At 68.1% G+C, this 20,458-nt stretch carries 17 protein-coding genes; 10 read left to right on the top strand and 7 right to left on the bottom strand.

The window, feature by feature from the left end; all coding sequences use genetic code 11:
* Positions 1-124 precede the first annotated feature (124 nt).
* Positions 125-918, top strand: a protein-coding gene (locus ACIHCL_RS27805) for an IS5 family transposase (protein ID WP_399865992.1) whose coding sequence is annotated in 2 segments (ribosomal slippage) — positions 125-457 and positions 460-918 — 792 coding nt in all. Because the reading frame shifts where the segments join, the coding sequence is not laid out codon by codon here.
* Between the two features lie 203 nt (positions 919-1,121).
* Here ACIHCL_RS27805 and ACIHCL_RS27800 read toward each other — a convergent pair.
* The gene (locus ACIHCL_RS27800) at positions 1,122-1,826 is read right to left on the bottom strand and encodes a PE-PGRS family protein (protein WP_399865978.1); all 705 of its coding nucleotides are present in this window, start codon (positions 1,824-1,826) and stop codon (positions 1,122-1,124) included.
* Positions 1,827-2,197: 371 nt separating this feature from the next.
* Here ACIHCL_RS27800 and ACIHCL_RS27795 point away from each other — a divergent pair, with 371 nt between their 5' ends.
* Genes ACIHCL_RS27795 through ACIHCL_RS27780 form a run of 4 tightly spaced genes read left to right on the top strand, consistent with a single transcriptional unit; the run spans position 2,198 to position 6,977 of the window.
* A complete protein-coding gene (locus tag ACIHCL_RS27795; RefSeq protein WP_399865975.1) occupies positions 2,198-4,183 on the top strand; it encodes a P-loop NTPase fold protein in 1,986 nt (661 codons plus the stop codon).
* Positions 4,184-4,897 carry a hypothetical protein gene (locus ACIHCL_RS27790; protein ID WP_399865974.1) on the top strand — a complete coding sequence of 238 codons (714 nt, stop codon included), beginning with the start codon at positions 4,184-4,186 and terminating at the stop codon, positions 4,895-4,897.
* Positions 4,894-6,234 carry a Qat anti-phage system QueC-like protein QatC gene (qatC, locus tag ACIHCL_RS27785; protein WP_399865972.1) on the top strand — a complete coding sequence of 447 codons (1,341 nt, stop codon included), beginning with the start codon at positions 4,894-4,896 and terminating at the stop codon, positions 6,232-6,234. The genes ACIHCL_RS27790 and qatC overlap by 4 nt, the downstream gene beginning before the upstream one ends.
* On the top strand, positions 6,231-6,977 hold the full coding sequence (locus tag ACIHCL_RS27780; protein WP_399865970.1) for a TatD family hydrolase: 747 nt from the start codon (positions 6,231-6,233) through the stop codon (positions 6,975-6,977). The genes qatC and ACIHCL_RS27780 overlap by 4 nt, the downstream gene beginning before the upstream one ends.
* On the opposite strand, the gene ACIHCL_RS27775 is transcribed toward ACIHCL_RS27780, so the two are convergent.
* Complete coding sequence (locus ACIHCL_RS27775; protein WP_399865968.1) at positions 6,941-7,513, bottom strand: hypothetical protein; 573 nt, start codon at positions 7,511-7,513, stop codon at positions 6,941-6,943. The genes ACIHCL_RS27780 and ACIHCL_RS27775 overlap by 37 nt on opposite strands.
* Before the next feature lie 757 nt (positions 7,514-8,270).
* On the opposite strand from ACIHCL_RS27775, the gene ACIHCL_RS27770 reads away from it, so the two are divergent.
* From ACIHCL_RS27770 to ACIHCL_RS27760, 3 genes are read left to right on the top strand one after another with little or no spacing between them, the layout of a single operon-like run.
* Positions 8,271-9,308 carry a hypothetical protein gene (locus ACIHCL_RS27770; RefSeq protein WP_399865966.1) on the top strand — a complete coding sequence of 346 codons (1,038 nt, stop codon included), beginning with the start codon at positions 8,271-8,273 and terminating at the stop codon, positions 9,306-9,308.
* Entirely contained in the window at positions 9,305-12,613 is a 3,309-nt protein-coding gene (locus tag ACIHCL_RS27765; protein WP_399865965.1) for a hypothetical protein, read from the top strand. The genes ACIHCL_RS27770 and ACIHCL_RS27765 overlap by 4 nt, the downstream gene beginning before the upstream one ends.
* Positions 12,613-15,258 carry an RNaseH domain-containing protein gene (locus ACIHCL_RS27760; RefSeq protein WP_399865963.1) on the top strand — a complete coding sequence of 882 codons (2,646 nt, stop codon included), beginning with the start codon at positions 12,613-12,615 and terminating at the stop codon, positions 15,256-15,258. Before ACIHCL_RS27765 ends, ACIHCL_RS27760 begins: the two co-directional genes overlap by 1 nt.
* Positions 15,259-15,319: 61 nt before the next feature.
* Here the strand turns inward: ACIHCL_RS27760 and ACIHCL_RS27755 are convergent, their stop codons facing one another.
* Positions 15,320-15,466 carry a hypothetical protein gene (locus ACIHCL_RS27755; RefSeq protein WP_399865961.1) on the bottom strand — a complete coding sequence of 49 codons (147 nt, stop codon included), beginning with the start codon at positions 15,464-15,466 and terminating at the stop codon, positions 15,320-15,322.
* Positions 15,467-15,685: 219 nt separating this feature from the next.
* On the opposite strand from ACIHCL_RS27755, the gene ACIHCL_RS27750 reads away from it, so the two are divergent.
* Positions 15,686-15,817, top strand: coding sequence for a hypothetical protein (locus ACIHCL_RS27750; protein ID WP_399865959.1), 132 nt, complete (start codon positions 15,686-15,688; stop codon positions 15,815-15,817).
* A gap of 1,156 nt (positions 15,818-16,973) precedes the next feature.
* Here the strand turns inward: ACIHCL_RS27750 and ACIHCL_RS27745 are convergent.
* A complete protein-coding gene (locus ACIHCL_RS27745; RefSeq protein WP_399865957.1) occupies positions 16,974-18,314 on the bottom strand; it encodes an integrase in 1,341 nt (446 codons plus the stop codon).
* A 153-nt stretch (positions 18,315-18,467) separates the two neighbouring features.
* On the bottom strand, positions 18,468-18,905 hold the full coding sequence (locus tag ACIHCL_RS27740; protein WP_399865956.1) for a helix-turn-helix domain-containing protein: 438 nt from the start codon (positions 18,903-18,905) through the stop codon (positions 18,468-18,470).
* A 286-nt stretch (positions 18,906-19,191) separates the two neighbouring features.
* Between ACIHCL_RS27740 and ACIHCL_RS27735 the strand changes: the two genes are divergently transcribed.
* Entirely contained in the window at positions 19,192-19,524 is a 333-nt protein-coding gene (locus tag ACIHCL_RS27735; RefSeq protein ID WP_399865954.1) for a helix-turn-helix domain-containing protein, read from the top strand.
* 48 nt (positions 19,525-19,572) lie between these two features.
* Here the strand turns inward: ACIHCL_RS27735 and ACIHCL_RS27730 are convergent, their stop codons facing one another.
* Positions 19,573-19,722 (bottom strand): hypothetical protein, encoded by a 150-nt coding sequence (locus ACIHCL_RS27730; protein WP_399865952.1) that lies wholly within the window; start codon positions 19,720-19,722, stop codon positions 19,573-19,575.
* Between the two features lie 206 nt (positions 19,723-19,928).
* Complete coding sequence (locus ACIHCL_RS27725) at positions 19,929-20,435, bottom strand: helix-turn-helix domain-containing protein (protein ID WP_399865951.1); 507 nt, start codon at positions 20,433-20,435, stop codon at positions 19,929-19,931.
* Between the last annotated feature and the right edge of the window lie 23 nt (positions 20,436-20,458).

The raw sequence follows: 20,458 nt of genomic DNA, 5'->3' as shown, positions 1-20,458 counted from the left end.
CCATCCCCGTGGCCTTGGCGAGCTCCCTTGTGACGTGGTCGGGCAGCTCACGCTCGACAGCACCCCTCACTCACTTAGACGTCGTCTCATTTGGCGTGATCGGTAGTCTGGGCTTGTGGTGATCGTGGAACGCTTGGTGCCGGACGAGTTGTACGACCTCTTCCAGCGGGTGGTGCCTCCGCCGCCGACACGGCCGCAGGGTGGGGGTCGGCGGCGGCACGGTGACCGCGAGGTCCTCGCGGCGATCATCTTCGTTGCCACGACTGGCTGTACCTGGCGGCAGTTGCCGCCGGTCTTCGGCCCGTCGGGGCCGACCGCGCACCGGCGTTTCACCGAGTGGTCCGCGGCCCGGGTATGGGCCAAGCTGCACCGGCTGGTCCTGGACGAGCTGGGCTCGCGCGGCAACTTGGACTGGTCGCGTTGCGCGATCGACTCGGTGAACATGCGAGCTCTGAAAGGGGGGAGCTGACAGGTCCGAATCCTGTAGACCGGGGCAAGAAAGGCTCGAAGATCCACTTGATCACCGAGCGCACCGGGTTGCCCCTGTCCGTCGGCATCTCCGGCGCGAACCTCCACGACAGCCAGGCGCTCGAGTCGCTCGTACGCGGGATCCCGCCCATCCGCTCCCGCCGCGGCCCGCGACGCCGGCGCCCCGCCAAGCTCCACGCGGACAAGGGTTACGACTACGACCACCTGCGCCGATGGCTCCGCAAGCGAGGCATCCGTCACCGCATCGCCCGCAAAGGAATCGAGTCCTCCACCCGGCTCGGCCGCCACCGCTGGACGATCGAACGCACCATGTCCTGGCTCGCCGGCTGCCGCCGCCTGCACCGCCGCTACGAACGCAAAGCGGAGCACTTCCTGGCCTTCACCGCCATCGCATGCACCCTCATCTGTTACCGCAGACTCACCAAATGAGACGAATTCTTAAGGACACGGACCCGGTGGCTAGCGCAAGTGGCCGGTGATACCTCGCATGCGACCCCCTGTGGCCAGGCAAAACGCCGCATCGCCACCTGTTCACTGGCGCCGCGCTAGTGGCGGAACGCGCCGCCGCGGGGGGGGGGGGGGGAGCGTGAGTGTGGGGCTTCGCAAGGCTCGTGCCTCATGCCGAGGACATGTCACTGCAGGAGGGCTACGACGGACGCGGGGAGAAGATCCCGCAGATCGGTGATCTGAACGTGGGCGGCATGGGTCGCGGTGAACTGGGCGACGGACATGCTCGGCGGGCCGAACACGGTGGTGAAGGTCCGCAGTGCCCCTGGAGAGCGGTCCAGAGCCCAGGTCGCGGTTGAAGTACTGGTGGTCAGGAAGCGGCGGGGCTCGGGGCCGATCACGAACAGCTCTGCCCGGCGGCCGGAGGTGTCGGCGGCGAGCATCACGAGGTCCTTGAAGGTCTGGCGCTTGCGCATGGCGTCCGCGCCGCGCCAACGAGCGAGCTTGAATTCCGCGATGCGCTGGTCTGTCTCCAGGTCGTACGGACGGCTCGGGTCGTTGCCGGCGCCGAGGGAGGGGCGGACGGTGATGCGCTCTCCTTCCCCGAGGATGTGGGGCAGTACGAGGAGGATGCCGCAGGCGTGGATCAAGTCGTTGATCCGGCCCAGGCTCTCGCGGACCGTGAGCGCTGAGGCAAGCAGCTCCGGCACGACGTGGCCGTCCTCGGCGACACGCACGACGCTCATCCCGTCGGCGCCTTCCAACCGGTGCTCCAGGTGGGCCAGGGCCTGGGTGAGCGGTTGGTGGCTCAGGAAGTCAGCGAGGACCCCCACGGCGGTGCTCAGCCGTTCTGCTTCTTCACGGTCCTGGTGGGCTGAGGAAGTGTCCATGACGCACAGTCTGGTGCTCTTCCTCGCAGCATGATGCCTGCCCCGAGTCACAGTGCGCTGGGATCCCGCTTGTTGCCTTGGACGCGGACCATGATCACGGTTCATGAGCGGGGCGGCGGGGCCCGACGTGCCCGATGTGGGCAAGAACAGTGGATGGCAGAGAACCGCGGCGCGGGTCCGAAACGCCCTTCCGTGCGCGCCGGGTCGGCGTACTGCGGCAGGCCCCGGCCGGAGAGCGCGTGTCCTGAGTGCAGACAGTGAGGGGTGTGTGTCGGTGGGAGCTCGTATGCTCGGCGGCGAGAGGCTCGCTCAGACCACTGGCACATTCGCGTGTCCGAGGCCGGGGCGGCCGAGAGTTGAGGTAGTGCGGCATGTGGTCAGATAACGAAGCCGATGTGGATCTTCTCGGTTTCAACTTCCTCGTCGACGAGTTGATGGTGCCGCTCACACGGCCTCAGTTGCTGCCCCTGACCGTGGGTCTGCTCGGCGAATGGGGATCGGGTAAGAGCAGCCTGCTCAAGATCGTGGCGGCACGCCTCGAAGCAGAGCGCCCTGCGGACGGCGGGCGCTATGTGGTGGTGCAGTTCAGCCCGTGGCAGTTCGAGGGCTATGACGACATCAAGATCGCGCTGATGGACACCATCTTGAAACGGCTCCAGGCCGAGGCTGCATCCAACGCCTCGGCCGTTGAGGAGATCGGACTCCTGCGAAGGTTCATCAACCGGCTTCGCCGGCCGGCGGGCTTCGCCGGACGGGCTGCCCTCGCCGGAGTGGGGTCGGCCGCCCAGCTGGCCGCGACCCACTACCAACCGGACCTCGCCCCCCTCGCCCAGGCTGTCGCCCAACAGGTAGCCACCATGGGTGCCGCAACCCTCGATCGGGCGGAGCAGCAGCCTCCCGCGGAGGATGCGGGCCTGGCGATCGGAGACGACGTCTTGGCCGATGTCGCGTCCTTCAGGTCCCGCTTCGAATCGCTCGTGGAGACGCTGGAGGGTGTGACGGCGGTGATCGTCCTCGTCGACGACCTCGACCGCTGTCTGCCGGGCACGATCGTCGACACCTTCGAAGGCATCCGGGTCTTCTTGCACACGAAGAAGACCGCCTACGTCATCGCCGCTCATCCCCAGGTAGTCGAGGCCGCGATCGACAGGTTCTATCCGACCGCGGACCGGCCCGGCGCAACCGGCCTGGGCGCCGAGTACCTGGAGAAGATGCTTCAGGTCAAGATCACGATCCCTGTGCTCTCCGCCCCCGAGGCGGAGACCTACATGCAGCTCCTCCTCGCTCAGCTGCACCTGGAAGGAGCAGACTTTACGACCCTCCTGAACGACGTGGCACAGCGCCGAACCCACAGCGTCCTGGCCGTCTCGCTCAATCCGGGTCTGGCCGCGGACAGCCTGGGCCGGGACCGCATGCCGCCGGCGCTGTTCACCGACATGGGCTGGGCCGGCTCCATCGCGCCGCTTCTCGGCGCCGCTCTGCGCGGCAACCCCCGCCAGCTGAAGCGCTTCATGAACTCGGTGATCATGCGCCGGGGAAGCGCGCAGCGCCGAGGAACGGACCTGGACGCAGCTGTGCTGGCCAAACTCATGGTCCTGGAGGAGCAGTACCTGACGGACTTCCAGCGTCTGTTCGACTGGCAGGTGCGAGGCGGGGGCGGCACGGTCGCAGAGCTGGCGGCGGCAGAGCGGCACACACTCGCTGCGGCCTCCGTCAGCCCCGCCCCTACGCGCGGGCAGAGACGTACTTCCACGGCGCCGGGCCGCAGTGGCGACCGCGTTGAGGAGACCGGGCCGGCCGAGGAGAGCTTGCCGCTGGATCCGGAGGTCGCTACCTGGGCTGCCCAGCCGCACATCGAGCGTTGGCTGCGGCTGGAGCCTGCGCTGGGCGGGACCGACCTGGGCCCCTACTTCACCTACGCGCGCGCGAAGCTGACCGTCACTGCCACCGCTGCGCGGCTCCCGGCCGCGCTGCAGGGCCTTCTGGTCCAGTTGCAGTCCGAGATCGTCGCCATTCGGCGCACCGCAGTGCAGTCGGTCGCCGAAACAGTGCCGGCCGAGGATCTGCCGCTGCTGATGGAGCAGCTGCTCGCACGCGTACTGCGCGACCCCGGCAGCGGCGCTTGGGACGGCGCGGTGGAGGTCGCCGAGAAGGTACCGAGTGCGGTGGCCGCGGTGTGCCACACGCTGGGCAGGATCCCGTTGGACGGGATCCCCCGGGCAAAGGTGCCGTCCGCCGTGCGTCGGCTACCCCAGGCCCGTCAGGAAGTCACCGCCCTTCTGGACGGCTGGCAGAATAGCGTCCACGCGATCGGCCAGCTCGTCGCGGGGCTGCGCACCCCGAGGGGGTCGGTGTAGGTGGGGACGTCGACCGACCGCACCAGCGGCACCGGCGGCGCGTGGACCGACCTGAAGTACGCCGCCACCTCGTACTTCCGCAGCACCGGGCAAGGAAACGCAAGCCCCGGATCTGCCAAGGTGCTGCTGGCCCGGCACGTCCCGGTCCTCGGCGGAGCAGCCGCCGCAGCCGCGGGTGCCGCAGTCGGCCGCAGCAGTGTCCAACGGCTCGGCGGCCTACTCGCCGGCATCGGCGCGAACGGGCTGGACCAGGCACTGCGCGAGGCGTCGCTCGGCGACCTGGTGGGCCGCGACCGGTTCGAGATCGTCGACGAGCTGGTCACCGCGCTGTCCGGTGACGGCAGTGGTCTGGACGCCGCAGCGGCCCGCGACGCGATGTGCGATGTTCTGGAGGAACTGTTCGGCGACGCCGACACGTGGGAGGAGCTGCAGCAGACCCGGGCAAGTCGCGACGACATCGAACGGCTGCTGCACCTGTTCCTGACGAACTACCTCTACAACCGCATCCCGGTGATCGCCGAACGGCTCGGGCGCATCACCGACCCGGCAGCCGCGCACCGCGCCGACCGGCAGATGCGTCAGGTCATCGAGGACTGCGTCGTCATCAACCTGCCGCCCGACCCGCTGTCCGTCAACTGGAACGGCCCGCAAGGCCGCGACATCGCCGACCAGGCCATGCAGGTCGCCTACAGCACACTGGAGAGCCTCGCATGACCGTGTTCCGCGTACGCCTCCTGCCGTCCGCCGACGCCCCGGAGCCCGGGGAAGTGCTCCTGGACTTCGCCCCCGGCTCGGCCGCGGCCACCGTGCAGACGAACGCCAGCTTCTTCTCCAACACCGCTCCCCCGCCGGCGGCGGCCGACCTGCTGTTCCTGGGCGTCGCCGCCTACTGCGCCGACCGCATCACCGAGCGGCGGGAGACCGCCGACGCGTGGACCCGGGACATCGGACTGCGCCTGCCCGCCCACGCCCCCGAGGCCTGGCCTCGCGAGGAGGCCGAACGAGCGCTCGGCTTCCTGACCGGCGACCGGTGGGACATCCGCGCACACCCCCGCTCCGGAACGCGTACGGACACCCCTCGCGGACTGGTGGAGCGCGAGTCGCTGCAAGCGGACGCCGTGTGCTTGTTCTCCGGCGGGCTGGACTCGCTGTGCGGGGTCGTCGACCTCCTCGAGGAGGACCCCGAGCGGCGACTGCTGCTGCTGTCCCACTACGAGGGCGGGCAGACACCCAGCGCGCAGGCCCGGCTGTTTCGAAGGCTCCGTGCACACTACGGGCGCAGGGTGCGCCGTCAACCGCTGTTCCTGCGGCCGGCTCCGCACCATCCCGCCCAGGAGCAGCCGCTGCCCCCCGGCCGCGAGACAACTAGCCGCTCGCGGTCGCTGCTGTTCCTGACCTCCGCGTTGGCCCTGGCGTCGTCCCTGGGCCCCACCGTCCCGGTCTACCTTCCCGAGAACGGCTACATCGGCGTCAACGTCCCGCTCACCCCGGCACGGTCGGGAAGCTTCAGCACCCGCACCACCCACCCCCACTTCCTGGCCCTGCTCGAGCAGACCGCCCGGGCGGTCGGCGTGGAAAACCCGCTGGTCAACCCCTACCGACTGACGACCAAGGGCGAGATGCTGACGTCCAGCCGCAACGCGGAGCTGCTGCGCGAGCTCGCCCCCCTGAGCGTCTCCTGCTCCCACCCGGAGGTCGCCCGCTACGCCCGCCGCCCGCAGGGCAACTGCGGCTACTGCTTCCCCTGCTTGATCCGCAGGGCGGCCATGGCTCGCGCCGGATGGGACGCCCCGGACGACTACCCATGGGACGCCCACAGCGACCCCACCCTGCTGGACACGGAGTCGGACCGCAGCGCCGACCTGCGCGCCGTCGCCATCGGCACCCGGCCGGGACGCCCGGACCGCGACGTCCTGCGCAATGGACCGCTGCCATCAGGAGAGCGGCTGGCGTTCCTGGACGTCTGGCGGCGCGGCAGCGCCGAAGTACGGTCCTGGCTCACCGCCGGAGCGACCGGAGCTCTCGCTGAGCAATTGGAGAGGGCAGCGTGAGCGCGCTCTGGGACACCCACTGCCACCTGACGGGCTACGACCACCCGGCTGGCATCATGGCCGAGGCCGCCGAGGCGGGTGTCGCCATCGTCGCCGTGTCCGAAGATCCCGGCCAGTACCGAGTGTTGCGCACACGCCTCGGCCGCCGTTCCGGGATCGTGGCCGCGCTCGGCATGCACCCCCTGCACGCCGCCTCGTTCACCCCCGCCGACCTCGCCCGGTTCCTGCGCCTACTGCCCGACGCCTCCTGGATCGGCGAGATCGGCCTGGACTTCTCCCCCGCCGGCCGACCCTCCCGGCGCGCCCAACTCCGCATCTTCGAGGGGATCCTGTCCGACCCACGCACGACCACACTCCCCCTCACAATCCACAGCCGCGGCGCCGAACGCGAAACCATCCAGCAGCTGGCTCAAGCCCGCGCCTCACGTGCGATCCTGCACTGGTACACCGGGCCGGTGGGGCTGGTGGAGGAAGCCGTCGCCGCCGGCCTCTGGTTCTCCGTCAACCCCGCCATGATCGCCTCCGCACGGGCCCAACGACTGCTGCAGAAACTCCCGCCCGATCGCATACTCCTGGAAACCGACGGCCCTTTCACCCGCCACCACGGCAGGCCGAGCCGCCCGTCCGATCTCCCCTCTCTCCTGCCAAGGCTGGCCGCCTTGTGGTCCATGGACGAGGACGGGGCCCGGCACCGGCTGAACACCAATCAAGCGGTCTTCTTCCCGCCGCCAACCCCGTCCTGAAGGGGGCCGGACCGACTCGTCGTTGATGCCGACGGCCGCGTCGACGGCTTGATCGAACAGGTTTCCGCCGAGCTCGGGGTGGAGGGTGCCCGCGATGCCGGCGCTCCGGCCAGGAGCTCCAGGCGGTCCGCGGCGTCGTATCCGTCGTCGCGGACCGGCCTGGGCAGCCTTGAGGCACAGGTAGGCTGCCGTGTTCGGATGGGCTCGCGCTCGGCCAGCACGTCCGCCAGGTCCAGCCACAGGGTGGGCGCCCCGCCGCGCAGCAGCCCGGGGGCAGCCGTCCACGCAGTCTCCGCGTGCCGGGTGCTGTACTTCAACTGCGACAGCACAATCCGGTCCGCGCTCGCTACGTCACGCCCCCCGAAATACTCGGCGGCATCGACCGTCTCATACTGCTCGTCCGGGTCGTCGACAACAGCGAGGCCCTCGACCGTGACAAGCTCAAGCTCCGCGCCAGGGGAAACAAGCTCAAGAGCCCGCCCAGCCGTCCACCAGAAGTGGAAATCATCCCCGGCATTGGACTCGGTCGCGCCCACCCGCACCCCTCCCGCACCACCGACGACACGCCACAACCTACCCCTGCCAGACCGCAGCCCGGACGCAACAAGCGCAGCCGAAGCTGACACGTGATCAACCATCGCCGGGAGCGCACGGCGGACGCCGGGCACGACAGCGGCGAAAAGCGGAGTTGGGGGCCGATCACCACCACCGCGACCTGGTATTGACCAGAAACTCATGGGGTTCTCGTCAAGGACGTAGCAGACGTACGGGCCGCCGAAGTAACCGCGGACGTGTGCGGCTGATGCTGGCGTCTACGGAAGAAGCGGCGGGCCTCGGCAGCGATTTCGGCCTGGGTTGTGGGCCCGCTCCTGGCACCCCTGCGGCATCTTCTGGGTCGTCACCGAGATCGACGGCCGCGAGGCTGCCACCCGTCCTTGAACGCAACCCCATACATCGAGCATCTGTTCGCTCGAAGAACATTCACAGTAACCAATAGTGCATTGTCAGTGACGTGCTGTATATCGATCGGCTATGAGTAATACTCAGGAAGCAGCCAAGTTCGCTGGCCATGCGCCCACTCAGTCCGCCGCACCGGAGTCGCCAGGCGACTGTCCACCGGCGGAGGGGACAGTGGAGTCACCAGACGTCGTGCTCGCCAGCGGAACGGGCCTGCGGAGCTCAGCGGACGACTACGTGACAGTGGAATTGCTGTGTGCCGCCTTGGCGAGAATCCGGCTCGGTCGACAGCAGGCGGATGCCGGGCACTTCGGGTCTGCTGAAGCGCATAGTCCGTTGCCTCGCGCCTGGCGTGACGCCCGGGGGCGGTTGTGGTGGAAGGCGCAGGCGCTGGGCTCGGACTGGCCTGGCAACGACCTTGAGCTGTTCGAGTGGTGCCGTCGCCCGCTGCGGTCCTGGCCCGTTCGGCTCTCCCTCGCCGACGGTGATCTCGAAGCCGTCCTGCTGAACGGCGATGAGCTGTCGGAGTTCGCCGAGCAGGCAGCCGATCTGGTCCGGCACGCAGACGTCGAGGCGGAGTTGGTTCAAAACCAGACCTTCGCGGCGCTGATGTCGTGCGCTCGGATGAACGGTGACGACGAGGAGGCTGTCCAGCGAATCTACTGCCGCCTGCGGCGCCTGCTGATCGATCGCCCCGTGCTGAGCGACCGCGACGTCCACGCGTTGAATCGAGAGCTGCCGAAGGCGGACGCCGACAGCGACTCGTACCTCGCGAAGTTCGTGCGCACCGCGTACATCCTCCATCCGGTCGAGAGTCCGGGGAAGGTCCGGCTGAGCCGCTGTCGGGAGTGCCACAACCCGGTCGACGACGGGGCGAGCAACTGCGGCACTCCAGGGTGCAACGGAAGGCCCGAACGGTTCGAGGTGGCCTGTCTGGGCGGGTACTGGACCCAGCACAGGGCAACCCGTCAGTTCTTCCACGACCCTGGACTGCTCGAAGGGCGGCTGCTGGACCGGCTCGCCGAACTGTCGGCGGACCGGGTCCGGGCTGAGCCATGGCCGTGTCTGGACGCCTGGGACGCGGCGTTGATCTTCGAACCGGTGAGCGCCGTCGGGGAAAGGGAATGCTGGGCGATCGACGCGAAGGACTGTGCGAGCCCCACCCTCCTCGCCCGGGGGTTCCGCAGCGATCCCCGTGTGCCGGCGCGTCGGCGCATCATCGTCGTCCCCATGCACCGCCTCCAGACACCTGGCTACCTCACGGATCTGGAGCGCGAGCTCCAGGGCCGGGCCGCCGGAGTCGAGGTCCTCGATGAGAAGGCTTTCCTGCGGCAAGTCCGCATCCGCGCGACCAAGGTGGGAGGCGCACGATGAGGGACACCCGTTCCTGGAGCACCTCGCTTGTGAAGGAGCTGGACGACGAGTGCGTCCGGCCGATGCTCGGCCAGCTCAAGCCGTGGGAGCTGTGTGCCCTCGAACTGGGGCTGTCGTTCCTGGCCGATCACATGCCGGGGCGGGGCATCGGCGCTCTGTGGCCCGTGCTCGCCGGGTACATGCGGCTGGACCCGGTGCTCGACCCGCAGATCCGGACTCTGCGTGAGCTGATGGGCCCGGTTGCCAAGACCGGGACGATGCGGGAGAAGCTCGACCACTACGTGAAGCTCCCCGCCCAGGTGCGCGGGTTCGAGCCAGGCGACATGGCGGGGCACAAGGCTGAACTGTCGACGGTGTTCACCCGGCGCCCTTCCCCGTACGCCGCGGCACGCCATGACGTCTACCGGCAGAGGCTTCAGGAAGTCGCCCCTTACAAGGCGGGGAGCGGCTATCGGCCGGCGCCGCCTGGTTCGACGTGCTCTTTCGAGCGAACTGACGGCAGCTGGGAAAAGATCCGTATCCCTGAGACGTTCGTCCCCGCGCCGGCCCCGCCCGAGCTGGCGGCGACGGCCTTCCGAACACGGGAGCCGATTCCTCTCACCATGGAGGATTTCAAGCGGGCTGCCGCCGAGATGGACGAGCTCCTGATCGCTCACCTGGAGATCGAGAACCGGAACTTCGTCAAGCGGCTGGAGCAGATGGAGGCCCTGCTGGCCGACCATGCGGGAGGGCGCCTCCTGGAGCGGCCACAGGAGATGGTCATCGACGGTCTGTGGCACGTGGTGGGCCTGATGAACAGCGGAAAGTCCACGCTGCTGGACATGATCGCCTACATCGTTGCCCAGCGCGGGGGCAAGGTGGGCTTCGTGCTCGCCTCTGGTAGCGACATGTACGCCAAGGTCACCTTCTTGCAGGCGCTCGGCATCAACACTGTCCCCATCTTCGGACGGACCCGGGAGGGAGTCCACAAGGACCGCTACTGGCGCTCTCTCCTCCACGACGGCGCTACCACCTTCCCCACCGGGGCCGATGCTGGAGCGGCGTTCGCCGACGACCAGTGCTACGTGGAGGAGCTGCGCCTGACCAGCAGGAGCGACCGGGCTCCGCTCCCGAGGGAGGAGCGGCCGTGCAGGGGCAAGCTCTTCGTGGACGGCCAGCGCGGGCGCCGGGACTGCCCAATCCTTTCGCGATGCCCTGCCCACGCAGCGGCTCGCCATGTGGCCGATGCCCAGGTGTGGGTGACCACTGCTGCCGGCCTGGCTTCCACGATGATGCCGCAGTCCCAGATCGAGGTCCGCGTCGCCGAAGCGGCCCAGCATCACTTGGCCGTTCTCCTGCTGGACGAGGCCGACACCGTGCAGCAGCAGTTCGACGACCGGTTCCTGCTGCACGAGATTCTTTCCCAACCCGGCCGGGGCTGGAGCCATCGCGTGGGGGATCGGATCGGACAGCGCTTGGAGCACTCGTGGTTCCTCGTCCTGCGGGACCCCGAGGTGACGGCGGGCGACAAGCACTTCCGCCGCCACGACCAGGCGCTGACGGAGCTCTACCGGCTGATGATCGACCCGGGTGCCGACCACCTGCGCGCGATCATCGCCGAGGGACCGTTCACCGGGTACAGCCTCCTGCGGCGCCTGTCCCGAAGCCTCCACGGCCTCGGCGAGCGCAACGACTTCGCCCGCAAGGCGGAACTGGAGGAAGCCGCCGACCGGTACTTCGAAGAGCACTTCGAGCCGCTGGTCACCGCCCCCTTCCAGGCGCCCGCGGAGAACTGGGCCGAGCTGATCGAGGCCATGACAGCGGCCCACGACACTCTCATGTCGGCGCAGGAGGCCGCCGAGGCGTGGATCGCGGCCCATCTGCCGGTACTCGACGGCATCACGGCCCGGGGCACGGCGGCGGAGCTCGCGCAGCTGCTGCAGGGCGGCTTGTGGGCCGCGCGCATCACCACATCGTTCTTCGAGGTCGCCCAGCGTCTGCCGGCCATCAGCCCGTCGCAGATCGGTGACGGCGACGACTTCTGGAGCCGCCAGCCTCCCCGCGACCTGATGTCCTTCGTGCCCGAACAGGCCGCGGGCAATCTGATGGCTCTGCAGTGGCAGCCCAACCCCGCCGGCGACAGCGGGTCCTTCAGCATCCTGTGGCTGCGTGGTGTGGGCCGGTGGCTGCTGTATCACCTGCATGACCTCCTGGAGGCCGAAGGGATCCAGGGGCCCAACGTCGTCCTGGCCTCCGCCACCAGCTGGATGCCCGCCTCGCCCCGCTTCCACCTCGACGTCACCCCGAGCCTGGTCCTGCGCGAACCCGAGAAGGCCAGGGCCGCGCTGCTGGAAAGCAAGATGTTCTTCCGCCCGCCGCGCTACCGCGACGGCCGCCCGGTCTTCACCTCGGGCACCGGAGGCAACCCGACCCTCCACGCGCACGCCCTGTGTGCGTCCGCCGAATGGATCTGCAATCCCACCCCCGGTGCGCGGGAGTCGCTGCTACAGCAGGCCCGCCAGCGTCTGGCCGACGACCGTCAGCAGGTCCTGTTCACCGTGCAGAGCACGCGGGACGCCCAGACCGTCGCCGACTACATCAACCAGAAGACCCCGTACACGGCCCTCCACGTCATCCGCGACGACGACCCGCCCACCCGCTACAGCATCCCCCGGCGGCGCCTTGCCACCTTCGCCGCCTCCGGTGCCGACATCCTCGTGGCAGCCGAAGGCGCTGTTCAACGCGGCCACAACATCCTCAACGCCCGCCGCGTCGCGGCCCTCGGCGCCGTGTTCTACCTGGCCCGGATCCACCCGCCCGCCGACGACGCGACCTTCCCGCTCTCGCTCCTCAGCCGCGAGGCGATGCGCCGTCTTCGAAATCCTGTCGACGTCACCCTTGACCACGCCGATCCGGTCGACCTCGCGCGCAAGCTCCGCGGCAGCGAGCGTCGCCGCTGGCAGCGACGGGTAGGCGAGCCCGTCCTGTTCACCCGGCTCACCGACCCGATCGAGCACGCCGCGTTCGTCGGCAACTTCCTCGTTCCCCTCCACCAGACCCTCGGCCGTGGCATCCGCGGCAACGAGCCCGTGCTGGTCTACCTCTGCGACTCGGCCTTCGCCCCTCGCACCGCGAACCTCGACGAAACCGCCCCAGACACCCCCCGTACCAGCGTGATCGTCGCCGCACAGCAGCTCCTGCACGGCTGGCTCACCGACCCCGGCCCCGCAGCCACCGTCGCCGAGCGGCTCGACCACGAACTCGCCAAGGCATGTTGGGGCCTGGCTTCCAATCTTCTCGACAACATCGACTGGGGTCACCGCTGATGCCCGCCTACCACAGCACCCAAGCCACCGTCCTCACCTTCACACCGGAAGCCACCTGGCCCGTCACCGGCTACCGCACGACCTGCCCGCCGGGAATGCTCGGCCTCCTGGAGAAGGCGTGGGACGCCCGGCCCGGCCGTCGACCCCGCGGCGGTCCCGACTACCTGCCCACCCGCTCACTGAGGGACCTGCTCACCCTCATCGACCCCGACATCACCTCCGTACAGACCAGCCCCCGCGATCCCGCGTGGCTCCGGGCCCGGACCGAGGTCGACCCGGACCTCCTGCTGATCGCCCTGTCGGCATGGGCCTCGGCCCGCGTGGCACCCCATATGCCCGACACCGACTGGTACAGCCAACTCGAAGGCGCCGGCCAGCTGGAGTGGGTCCCTGAGGAACTCAACCTCGCCCGCCACGACCTTCATACCAACGGCACCGCCAACCCCCCGAGCCACGTCTTCAACCTCCTGCCCAGCCTCGTCGCCGAGCACCTCACCAGCAGCGGGCTCCAACTCCTGGGACACCAACGCGACCTGCGACTCGGTCCCACCCGCGCAGACGGCCGCCGTACCCTGCACCTCGGCGCACCCGAAACCCTCACCGACACAGACGGCTCGGCCGGAGCCAGCGTGGACGTCCTGACCTTCCACCTCGAGACGGTGCCAGGCATCCCCGAAGTCCACCTCCACGTCGACCTGAACATGACCCGCCTCGCGACGCGCCCAGTCGAGTACATCCCCCGCCGCGGATTCAGCGACCCGACCGCCAGCGTCCTCCTGTCCGCCAAGGAAGGATTCGTCCACCGCCGCGAGCGGCCCATGCTCCTGCAGAGCGGAGTCACCATCCAGCGGCGCGGAGAGAGCAGCACCTGGACCTGGGAACCGGGCGTCGCCGAGATCCTCGCTCGCCTCACCCACCACCAGCCACCCAGCCTCGACCAACTGCGCACCGCGCCCGGCGACGCGGCAGCCCAGCCCTTCGCCGCCCACCTCGTCCACAGCACCGGCATGACCTACCGCCACCCCGACAAGGACGGCGCCCCGCCGGCGCGCTCGGTCCACGACCACCCCATCGGCCACGGCTACCAGCCCCGCGACCACATGGAAGTCCTCACCCAGGTCGCCCACCAGCTGGAGGAGAAGGGGCTAGCTCCGCTCGCGCCCACGCCCAAGGCCCGGACCCGCGCCAAGGCGCTCCTGCCTCTGGAACTGCCCGACGCCCCCACCTACGAAATCGAGGTATGGGCGTCCTCCGACCGGACCTGGCAGGGCCTGCAAGTCGCTGCCGCCGCAAAGCTGGGCCTGACCCCCGGCCGATCCACGGCGGCTTCCGCCGGCTTCACGGGGCCGATCAACGTCACCCTCCACCGCTGCGACCCCCGGGACCTGACCGCCGGCCTTCCCCGTTCCGCCAACCCCGACAAGGCCGCGCGACGCGCCGAGTACGAAAGGAGCGAGACCGAGCGCGCCGCAAGGATCGCCGAAGCCTTCCCCCAGCTCGCCGAACCCGTCGCCTGCATCGTGGAGATGGAAGGAGCCGCCTACTTCTCGCGCACGCGCCAAGGCGATCCTAAAAAGCTCTTCAAGAAGACCCTCCCGGCTCTCCGCCGGAACGTCCAGTGCCTTCGCCCGATCGCCCCGGCCAACCCCAATCCCAGCAAAGCCGCCCTCGCCAAGCGCTTTGCCGGCACCGACTTCGCCACGACCGACATCGAACGCGCCGCCGCCGCCCTCAACGACGCGCTCCGCCAGGCCGGCCACCTGCCCAAGATCGCCGTACCCCAGGGCATCGACGGCCCCTTCGAACTGATCACGGTCTGGCTCGTCCCCGCGGGCGAACGGATGATCGTGCCCATCCTCATCCGGCAGCACACCCACGAAGAACCCACCGCACAGCTCATGCCCACGCCCGGCAGCCCGACCGAGCACCCCATGCCGCTGACCGCACTTCCCGAAGCGCTCACCGCCGGCCGCGGACGCGTAGCCACCCGCACCTCACGCGCGGCCCTCGCCGAGTTCATCACCGGCGCCCTGGCCCTCGACTCCACAGCCGACCGGCTCCTGCTCGTACGCCGCGCACGGATGAGCGATCGGGACATCTGGCCATGGCTGCAGGACGGCCGGATCGCCTTCGACCAGCTGGTCCTGCCAGGTGTCGACATGACCGACCCCGCTGTGACTCCCGCGATCCGAAAGCCCGGCGCCCAGCCCGGCCTGCGCATCATCCGCCTCAGGGAACGCAGCGACCGCGACGCGGTCCCCCGGTCCTTCGGAGTCACCGAGGAGATGGTCAGGACCGGAGAAGAATCGGAAGAACTGATTCCCGTGACGAGGTACGGGCGGTTCTCCGGGGTCGTCCAGGGCGGAGAACGCACGTTCTGGGGCATCAACCCCCGCTCGGCCCAGAACCAGACCGCGCTCGGCGTCACCAAGCTCGACCCGGCCGAACCGAGCAACCGAACCAAGACCTGCTCCAACCCGACTTCCCTGGAGATCGTGCCCGCGTTCCTCCAAGACGGAGACAACCCCGCCGACTGGGCCATGTACGTCCACGCCCAGCGACGTCTCCACGCCCACACGACGATCGCCACCACCTGGCCAGCCATCGCCCACCTCGCCGAACTGATGGAGGAGTACATCCTGTAGTCAGCGCGGCGCACATAACGGCGCTCGGGGACAGCTCCCACACGGCCGGGCTGAGAAGGTGTCAGCCCGGCTGGACCTCCAGCAGGACCTGCTCCGCCAGTCTCCATGCGGAAACCCGACGCGGGTCCTCGAGATCGGCGTAGGGGTCGAGGGTCTTCACGGCGACGAACAACGTCATCAGCTTGCCGATCTTCTCGCGCGCCGCCATGCGGCCCATTCCCTCTCACGGCCGGGCAGACGGTCATCGAGGACCGCGGCATCCACACCATCGAGTCGTACAGCCTCGCCACCCTCCTGTAGAAGCACTCCGGCCGTCCCGCGGACGGCATCGGGGGGCTGCGGCCACGACGAGATCCGGGCCTTCTACGCCGCATTGGTCAAGGACGGACCCCAGTTCGCTCCCGGCGCGGCGGCCGCACCTCTCATCATGGGCGACCTGGCGCTGACGACGACCAGGATCGGGACCACCTCCACGGCGGAAGTCGTCCGCAGGCAGGACGACGGGACCTGGTGCTGGGTCATCGACCGCCCCGACATGCTCATCGCCTCGGTGCTCTGACCGCTGTCTGCCGCACCTGCCCTCCGGTGCGGCAGATGTACCAGCTTCTGCCCCCCTGCGGCATCAGAGGTCTGACACCTCTTCTCCGCGGCAGTCACTCACGCCACAAACGGCTCGATTGACGAGTCATACACGAGTCGATAGGATTCCCGAAAGGGCATTGATAGATGAAAGAGGCGTCACTCGACAGGTAAGTGAAGCGAGAAGACGCAGCTCGTAAGGGATCGACATGCGCCGAGAACCGAATCGACTCGACATGCTTTCAGGTCACGGATATTCATCGCCGCATCCGGTCAGCAGCCAGGGTTTTACACGTGGCCCTCACGTCCTGGATCCGTGCGGCGGCACCGATGAGTTCTGACGCGCGACACGGCAGACAGGCGGATTCCGTGCACGAGATTCTCGTGCGGGATCTCGGGCCGGGCTTTCATGGCTTCCGGGGCGAGGTCGACGGCAGGACCGTATGCATGGTGACACCCGGAGCACTGAATAACCCCGCGGGGCAGCGCATTATGAGAGAACTCGTGAAGAGCCAGGGCGGAAACTGCTCAGCATGCGCGAAGTGCCCCATAGGCCGACACGATTAGCAGGTTCTGCGAGGCACGGCAGGAGCGGGCCCAATGGCGTCGCGGGGCTTCGCGCGGTCACGAGAAATATCACGTCCGCCGCATGCACTACTCCACAGCCGTCATCACCCCTGAGGTGGTGACGGCTTCGTTCTGGGCGAAGCCAGCATGAGGCACTGGTGGCCGGAGAACGCACCGACGGCATCGGCGGCCGCGATGCCGCCGGTCGCCTCGGAGCATCACATGGGCCAGTCGCACTCCCTCTCTCATGCCCCATACCCCAGCGGCTGTGCCCCCGTGCGCGATCCAGGCCGTACGCGGCGGCTTCCCGGTGGTGCTGGAGGGGCGACAGACAGCAGGGGGGCGGAGACCAGACGCGGTCTCCGCCCCCTGTGACGTTTTCCCCTGGTTTCATCCCCTTCGGTCAGGCGGGAAACTGGGAAACCGATGGGAAACGAACCATGCAGATCGCTGCGAGATGCTGCGCGAAGACGCGACGAACTGCTCGGAACTGCATGCCGCCTTGCAGGTCAGAGGGTCTTCACCCTTCTGACCTGCTACAGCTCAGGGCCCCATGTTGTTCATGGCGCTCAACCTATATCTAGGGTGGCAGCTGCTCTGGCCTGGCCTGGTACGCGAATCGAGTGATCAACTGGGAGAGGAGTGGGAAACGGCGGCAGCCACATGCCCTCGTTCCCCACGAACTTCTCCCACCGCTCCTGCAGCGATTCTGCGATCCGTGACTCCATCGCCGGTGTCACGTTCGCGTACACGCCTTCCACTCCCCCAAGCTCATGTCCCATGCGAGTCTCGACTGCGACCCGCGGGTGCCCATCCTCGTCGAGCCACTCCTTGTGGCCGTGCCTCAGGAGATAGATCCGTTTCGTCGCCATTTCCGGCACCGCAGGTATCTCCGGCCGCGCATACTGTCCCTTGCGTGCCGGGCTCCCGTCCCGGATCGGATACCAATACGTCTGCTCGAACTGTGTGCCGAGCAGCGGCCCCCCTCTGTGCGACCTGAACACCCACTGAGCATCATGTGACGCGAGCAGTGCCGTGTGCATCTCATGCAGAAACGGCGGCACCACCAACGTTCGCCATGAGTCGTACTTCGGCTCCACCAGCTTCCGCTCCCCGTCGATCCACTGGTGCTGGTACTGCACCCGGAGCGCCGGCATTTTGGTGTACCGGTCCAGGTCCGGTTCACGTCTCACATCGTCCGTCTGGAACGGGTCCGAGGCCGGCCAGTTCGGCGAGGCGAAGCACCGCTGCAGCCCCCACATCTCCTTCGGTCGCATACCGGTGAACGCCGCGGTCCAGATGTACGTCCAGCCGGTGTACCCCCAGACCTGGTACGCGTTGGTCGCGAGCCGATGGAGCGTGATCATCTCCATGGGGCGCTTTGGCACACGTATCTTCTTCTTGTACTTGCCGCGGCCTCGTTTCTCTTTCACGACTGGTGACGTCGTGCGGAGGTGGTAGCGAGTCACCGAGTCGTCCATCATGGCACCGAAGACCATGAGAATGTCTATGACGTATCTGTCCGAAATATCTCTGTTTTCGGCAGACGCGCGCAGGGCTCTCCTCCACCCTTCGTACTCGAATGCAGTGATGTCGCCGACAGCTCGGCTTCCCCAATAAGGCTCGATCCTCCTGTTGATGATGGCCTTGTAGGACCGCATTGTTGACGGCCGCAGGTCCTGCGCGTCAAACCAGTCCCAGCAGTAGGTCGACATGAGAGCCTTGCCGTCTTTCGACTTGACGGCGGTGCCATGGCGGACTTCGTATTCACGGTCGAGGCCGTAGTTGCGTGCCGTCTCCTCATCATCGAAGCCGGACTCGGATTCGTACTTCTTGCGGCCGTTGGGCAGGTACTCACCCGCCCACCACTTGACCCGGCATTTACCGCCGCGCCATTCGATGTAGGGCATGAAGCCTCCTGGTATCTGGTCCGGGGGCCATGGCAGGCGCGTTCTCCGTCCCGCCATGGCCTGGTAGGTCAGGGGTGGGGATCGAATGCGATGGAACCGAAGGTGAGTTCCCGCAGGGCGGGGCCCGACGCCTGTCCATCAGAGCCGGGCCTGTCAGTCGCCGCCCTTGGGGAGGTGACCGGCCTGGCGCAGCTCTTCGATCACTGCATGCTTCAACATGCGGATCTCAGAAGCACTGAGGCTGTCCGTCACGGCGATGGCGGCGTTGACGACAGCCTGTTCCACGTCGGCTTCCAGCTGTGCGCTCGTGAGGGGGGAGACCACGGCACCTTCTGTGAGGTGTTCGGCGATGGCCGGCTGGTCTCCGCGCAGCATCTCCCGACAGGAGCCTGGTGCCCACCCGAGCACGCTCTCGATCTTGCCGTAGGTGACGTCGCGGACAGACTGGCCGTTCTCGATCTTCACGTAGGTGTTGACGGAGATCCCGGCATCGGTGGCGACCTCGATCTTCTTCAGCTCCAGCTCGACCCGGCGTCGCCGGACAGCTTCGGCGAGCCTCCGGAGTGGGGTTTCGTGTGTGGGAGAGGGCATGGGTGCATCCTCCCAGGAACTCTCAGAAACATCCAGAAACCGGCATGAGTCAAGTCGCACCGACCGCTTATATTGACGGTTCGTGGGCGCAGTAAGCAGAGTATCTGCGATTTTCTTGATGTTTCCGCGATGGTCTTGCTGGTTTCTGCGTGTTTGTTGATGTACGTTCTCTTCATCGAAGCGGCGGTGACGGCGGTTCCGGGGCGCGCGTGAGCGCCTGGCCGCGACATCAGCCACAGCCGAATCCCCTCGAAGCTCCCGGACAGTTCCCGGTGGAGGAGGTGCCATGACCAGCCCGGAAGCCGACTGCACGCGTGCCGATCGGGAGGCGATTGTCGAGGCCGCGAAGAAGGCTCTTGAGCAGGGTGAAGCGATGCTCACCCCGGAGGAAGCGGCCCGCGCCATCGGCTGCGGTGAGAGGTGGCTCCGGGACGGGGCCAATCAGCGGGGTTTCCCTCATCACCGCTTCGGCAAGTTTCTGCGGTTCAGCCTTCAGGACTGCCGTGAGATACAGGAGATGAACCGCGAGAGGGCCAGGCCGTCGGAGCTGGCCAAGGCCCGACGCCGCAGGAGCAGCCGGGCCACGTCGTCCGGCACACGGTCCAGGCCCGTCGTGTGAGGTGGTTCGTGAGGACGCGCAGGGCCGCGGCCATGCGCAGGGCAGGGCCTAGCCCTCGTCGTCCTCTTCGTCGAAGGGGAGGTTCAGCTCTTCGTCACCGGGGTCCTGGTTGTAGATGACGGCGGATACGGCGGCGTCATAGGCCCCCTCGATTCCGGCTCCGCTCGTGCCGAGGATGGTCTCCCAGTCGTAACCCATGGGCAGGACCCTACCCGAGCAGCTGTCTCCGATTCCCGGTCGGCGCATGCACCGACGCAGCTCGGTTTCCCGCACAAGGAGGCAGAGCAGACCCCGCACCGAAGACCGGAGCCTTGGTGCGGGGCCTTCTCTGTCTCCGGGCCGCCGTGCCGGCGCGACGCATGTGCGGAGTCAGGACAGCGGCTTCCCGTCAGCTCGTGACGCTGTCATGCGTCCTGGTGTGCTGCGGGGTCGTCCGGATCCACGAGGGGTCCGGACTCGGCTGGGACCCGGGCGTCGATGGCGTCCCGGAGCGCCGGGTCGAGCGGGGCCGGTGACGAGTTGCCGCCGGGGAGGCTCTCCATCTCGCCGGTGAGGGTCTGCATGGCCCGGGTGAGGCGCTGGATCTCAAGCCCCTTCTCCTCCCATTCGCGCTGGGCCAGCACGAGCTCGGCGCGGTACTGCTGCAGCCGGGCCTCGTACTCGGCGACGGGGTCCTCGTTGATCAGGAGGGCCAGAGGCACACCGAGCGCCTGGGCGGCGGCGACGGCCTCGTCGAGCCGGACCGTGCGGGTCTGCTGTTCGATGCGGGTGATGGTCGACGGGTCGACGTTCGTGTCGAGGGCGGCGGCGATGCGGCGGGCGAGCTCGTGCTGGCTGATCTGGAGGCGTTTCCGCTCGTCGCGCAGACGTCGGGCGAAGAGGTCTCCGGGCAGTGGGTTCATGGGGTCCATGGCGATGTGGGGCTCCTGATCGA

This window comes from Streptomyces sp. NPDC052042 (assembly GCF_044548345.1).
Lineage (GTDB): Bacteria > Actinomycetota > Actinomycetes > Streptomycetales > Streptomycetaceae > Streptomyces.
This window is presented reverse-complemented; position numbering and strand designations above follow the sequence as displayed.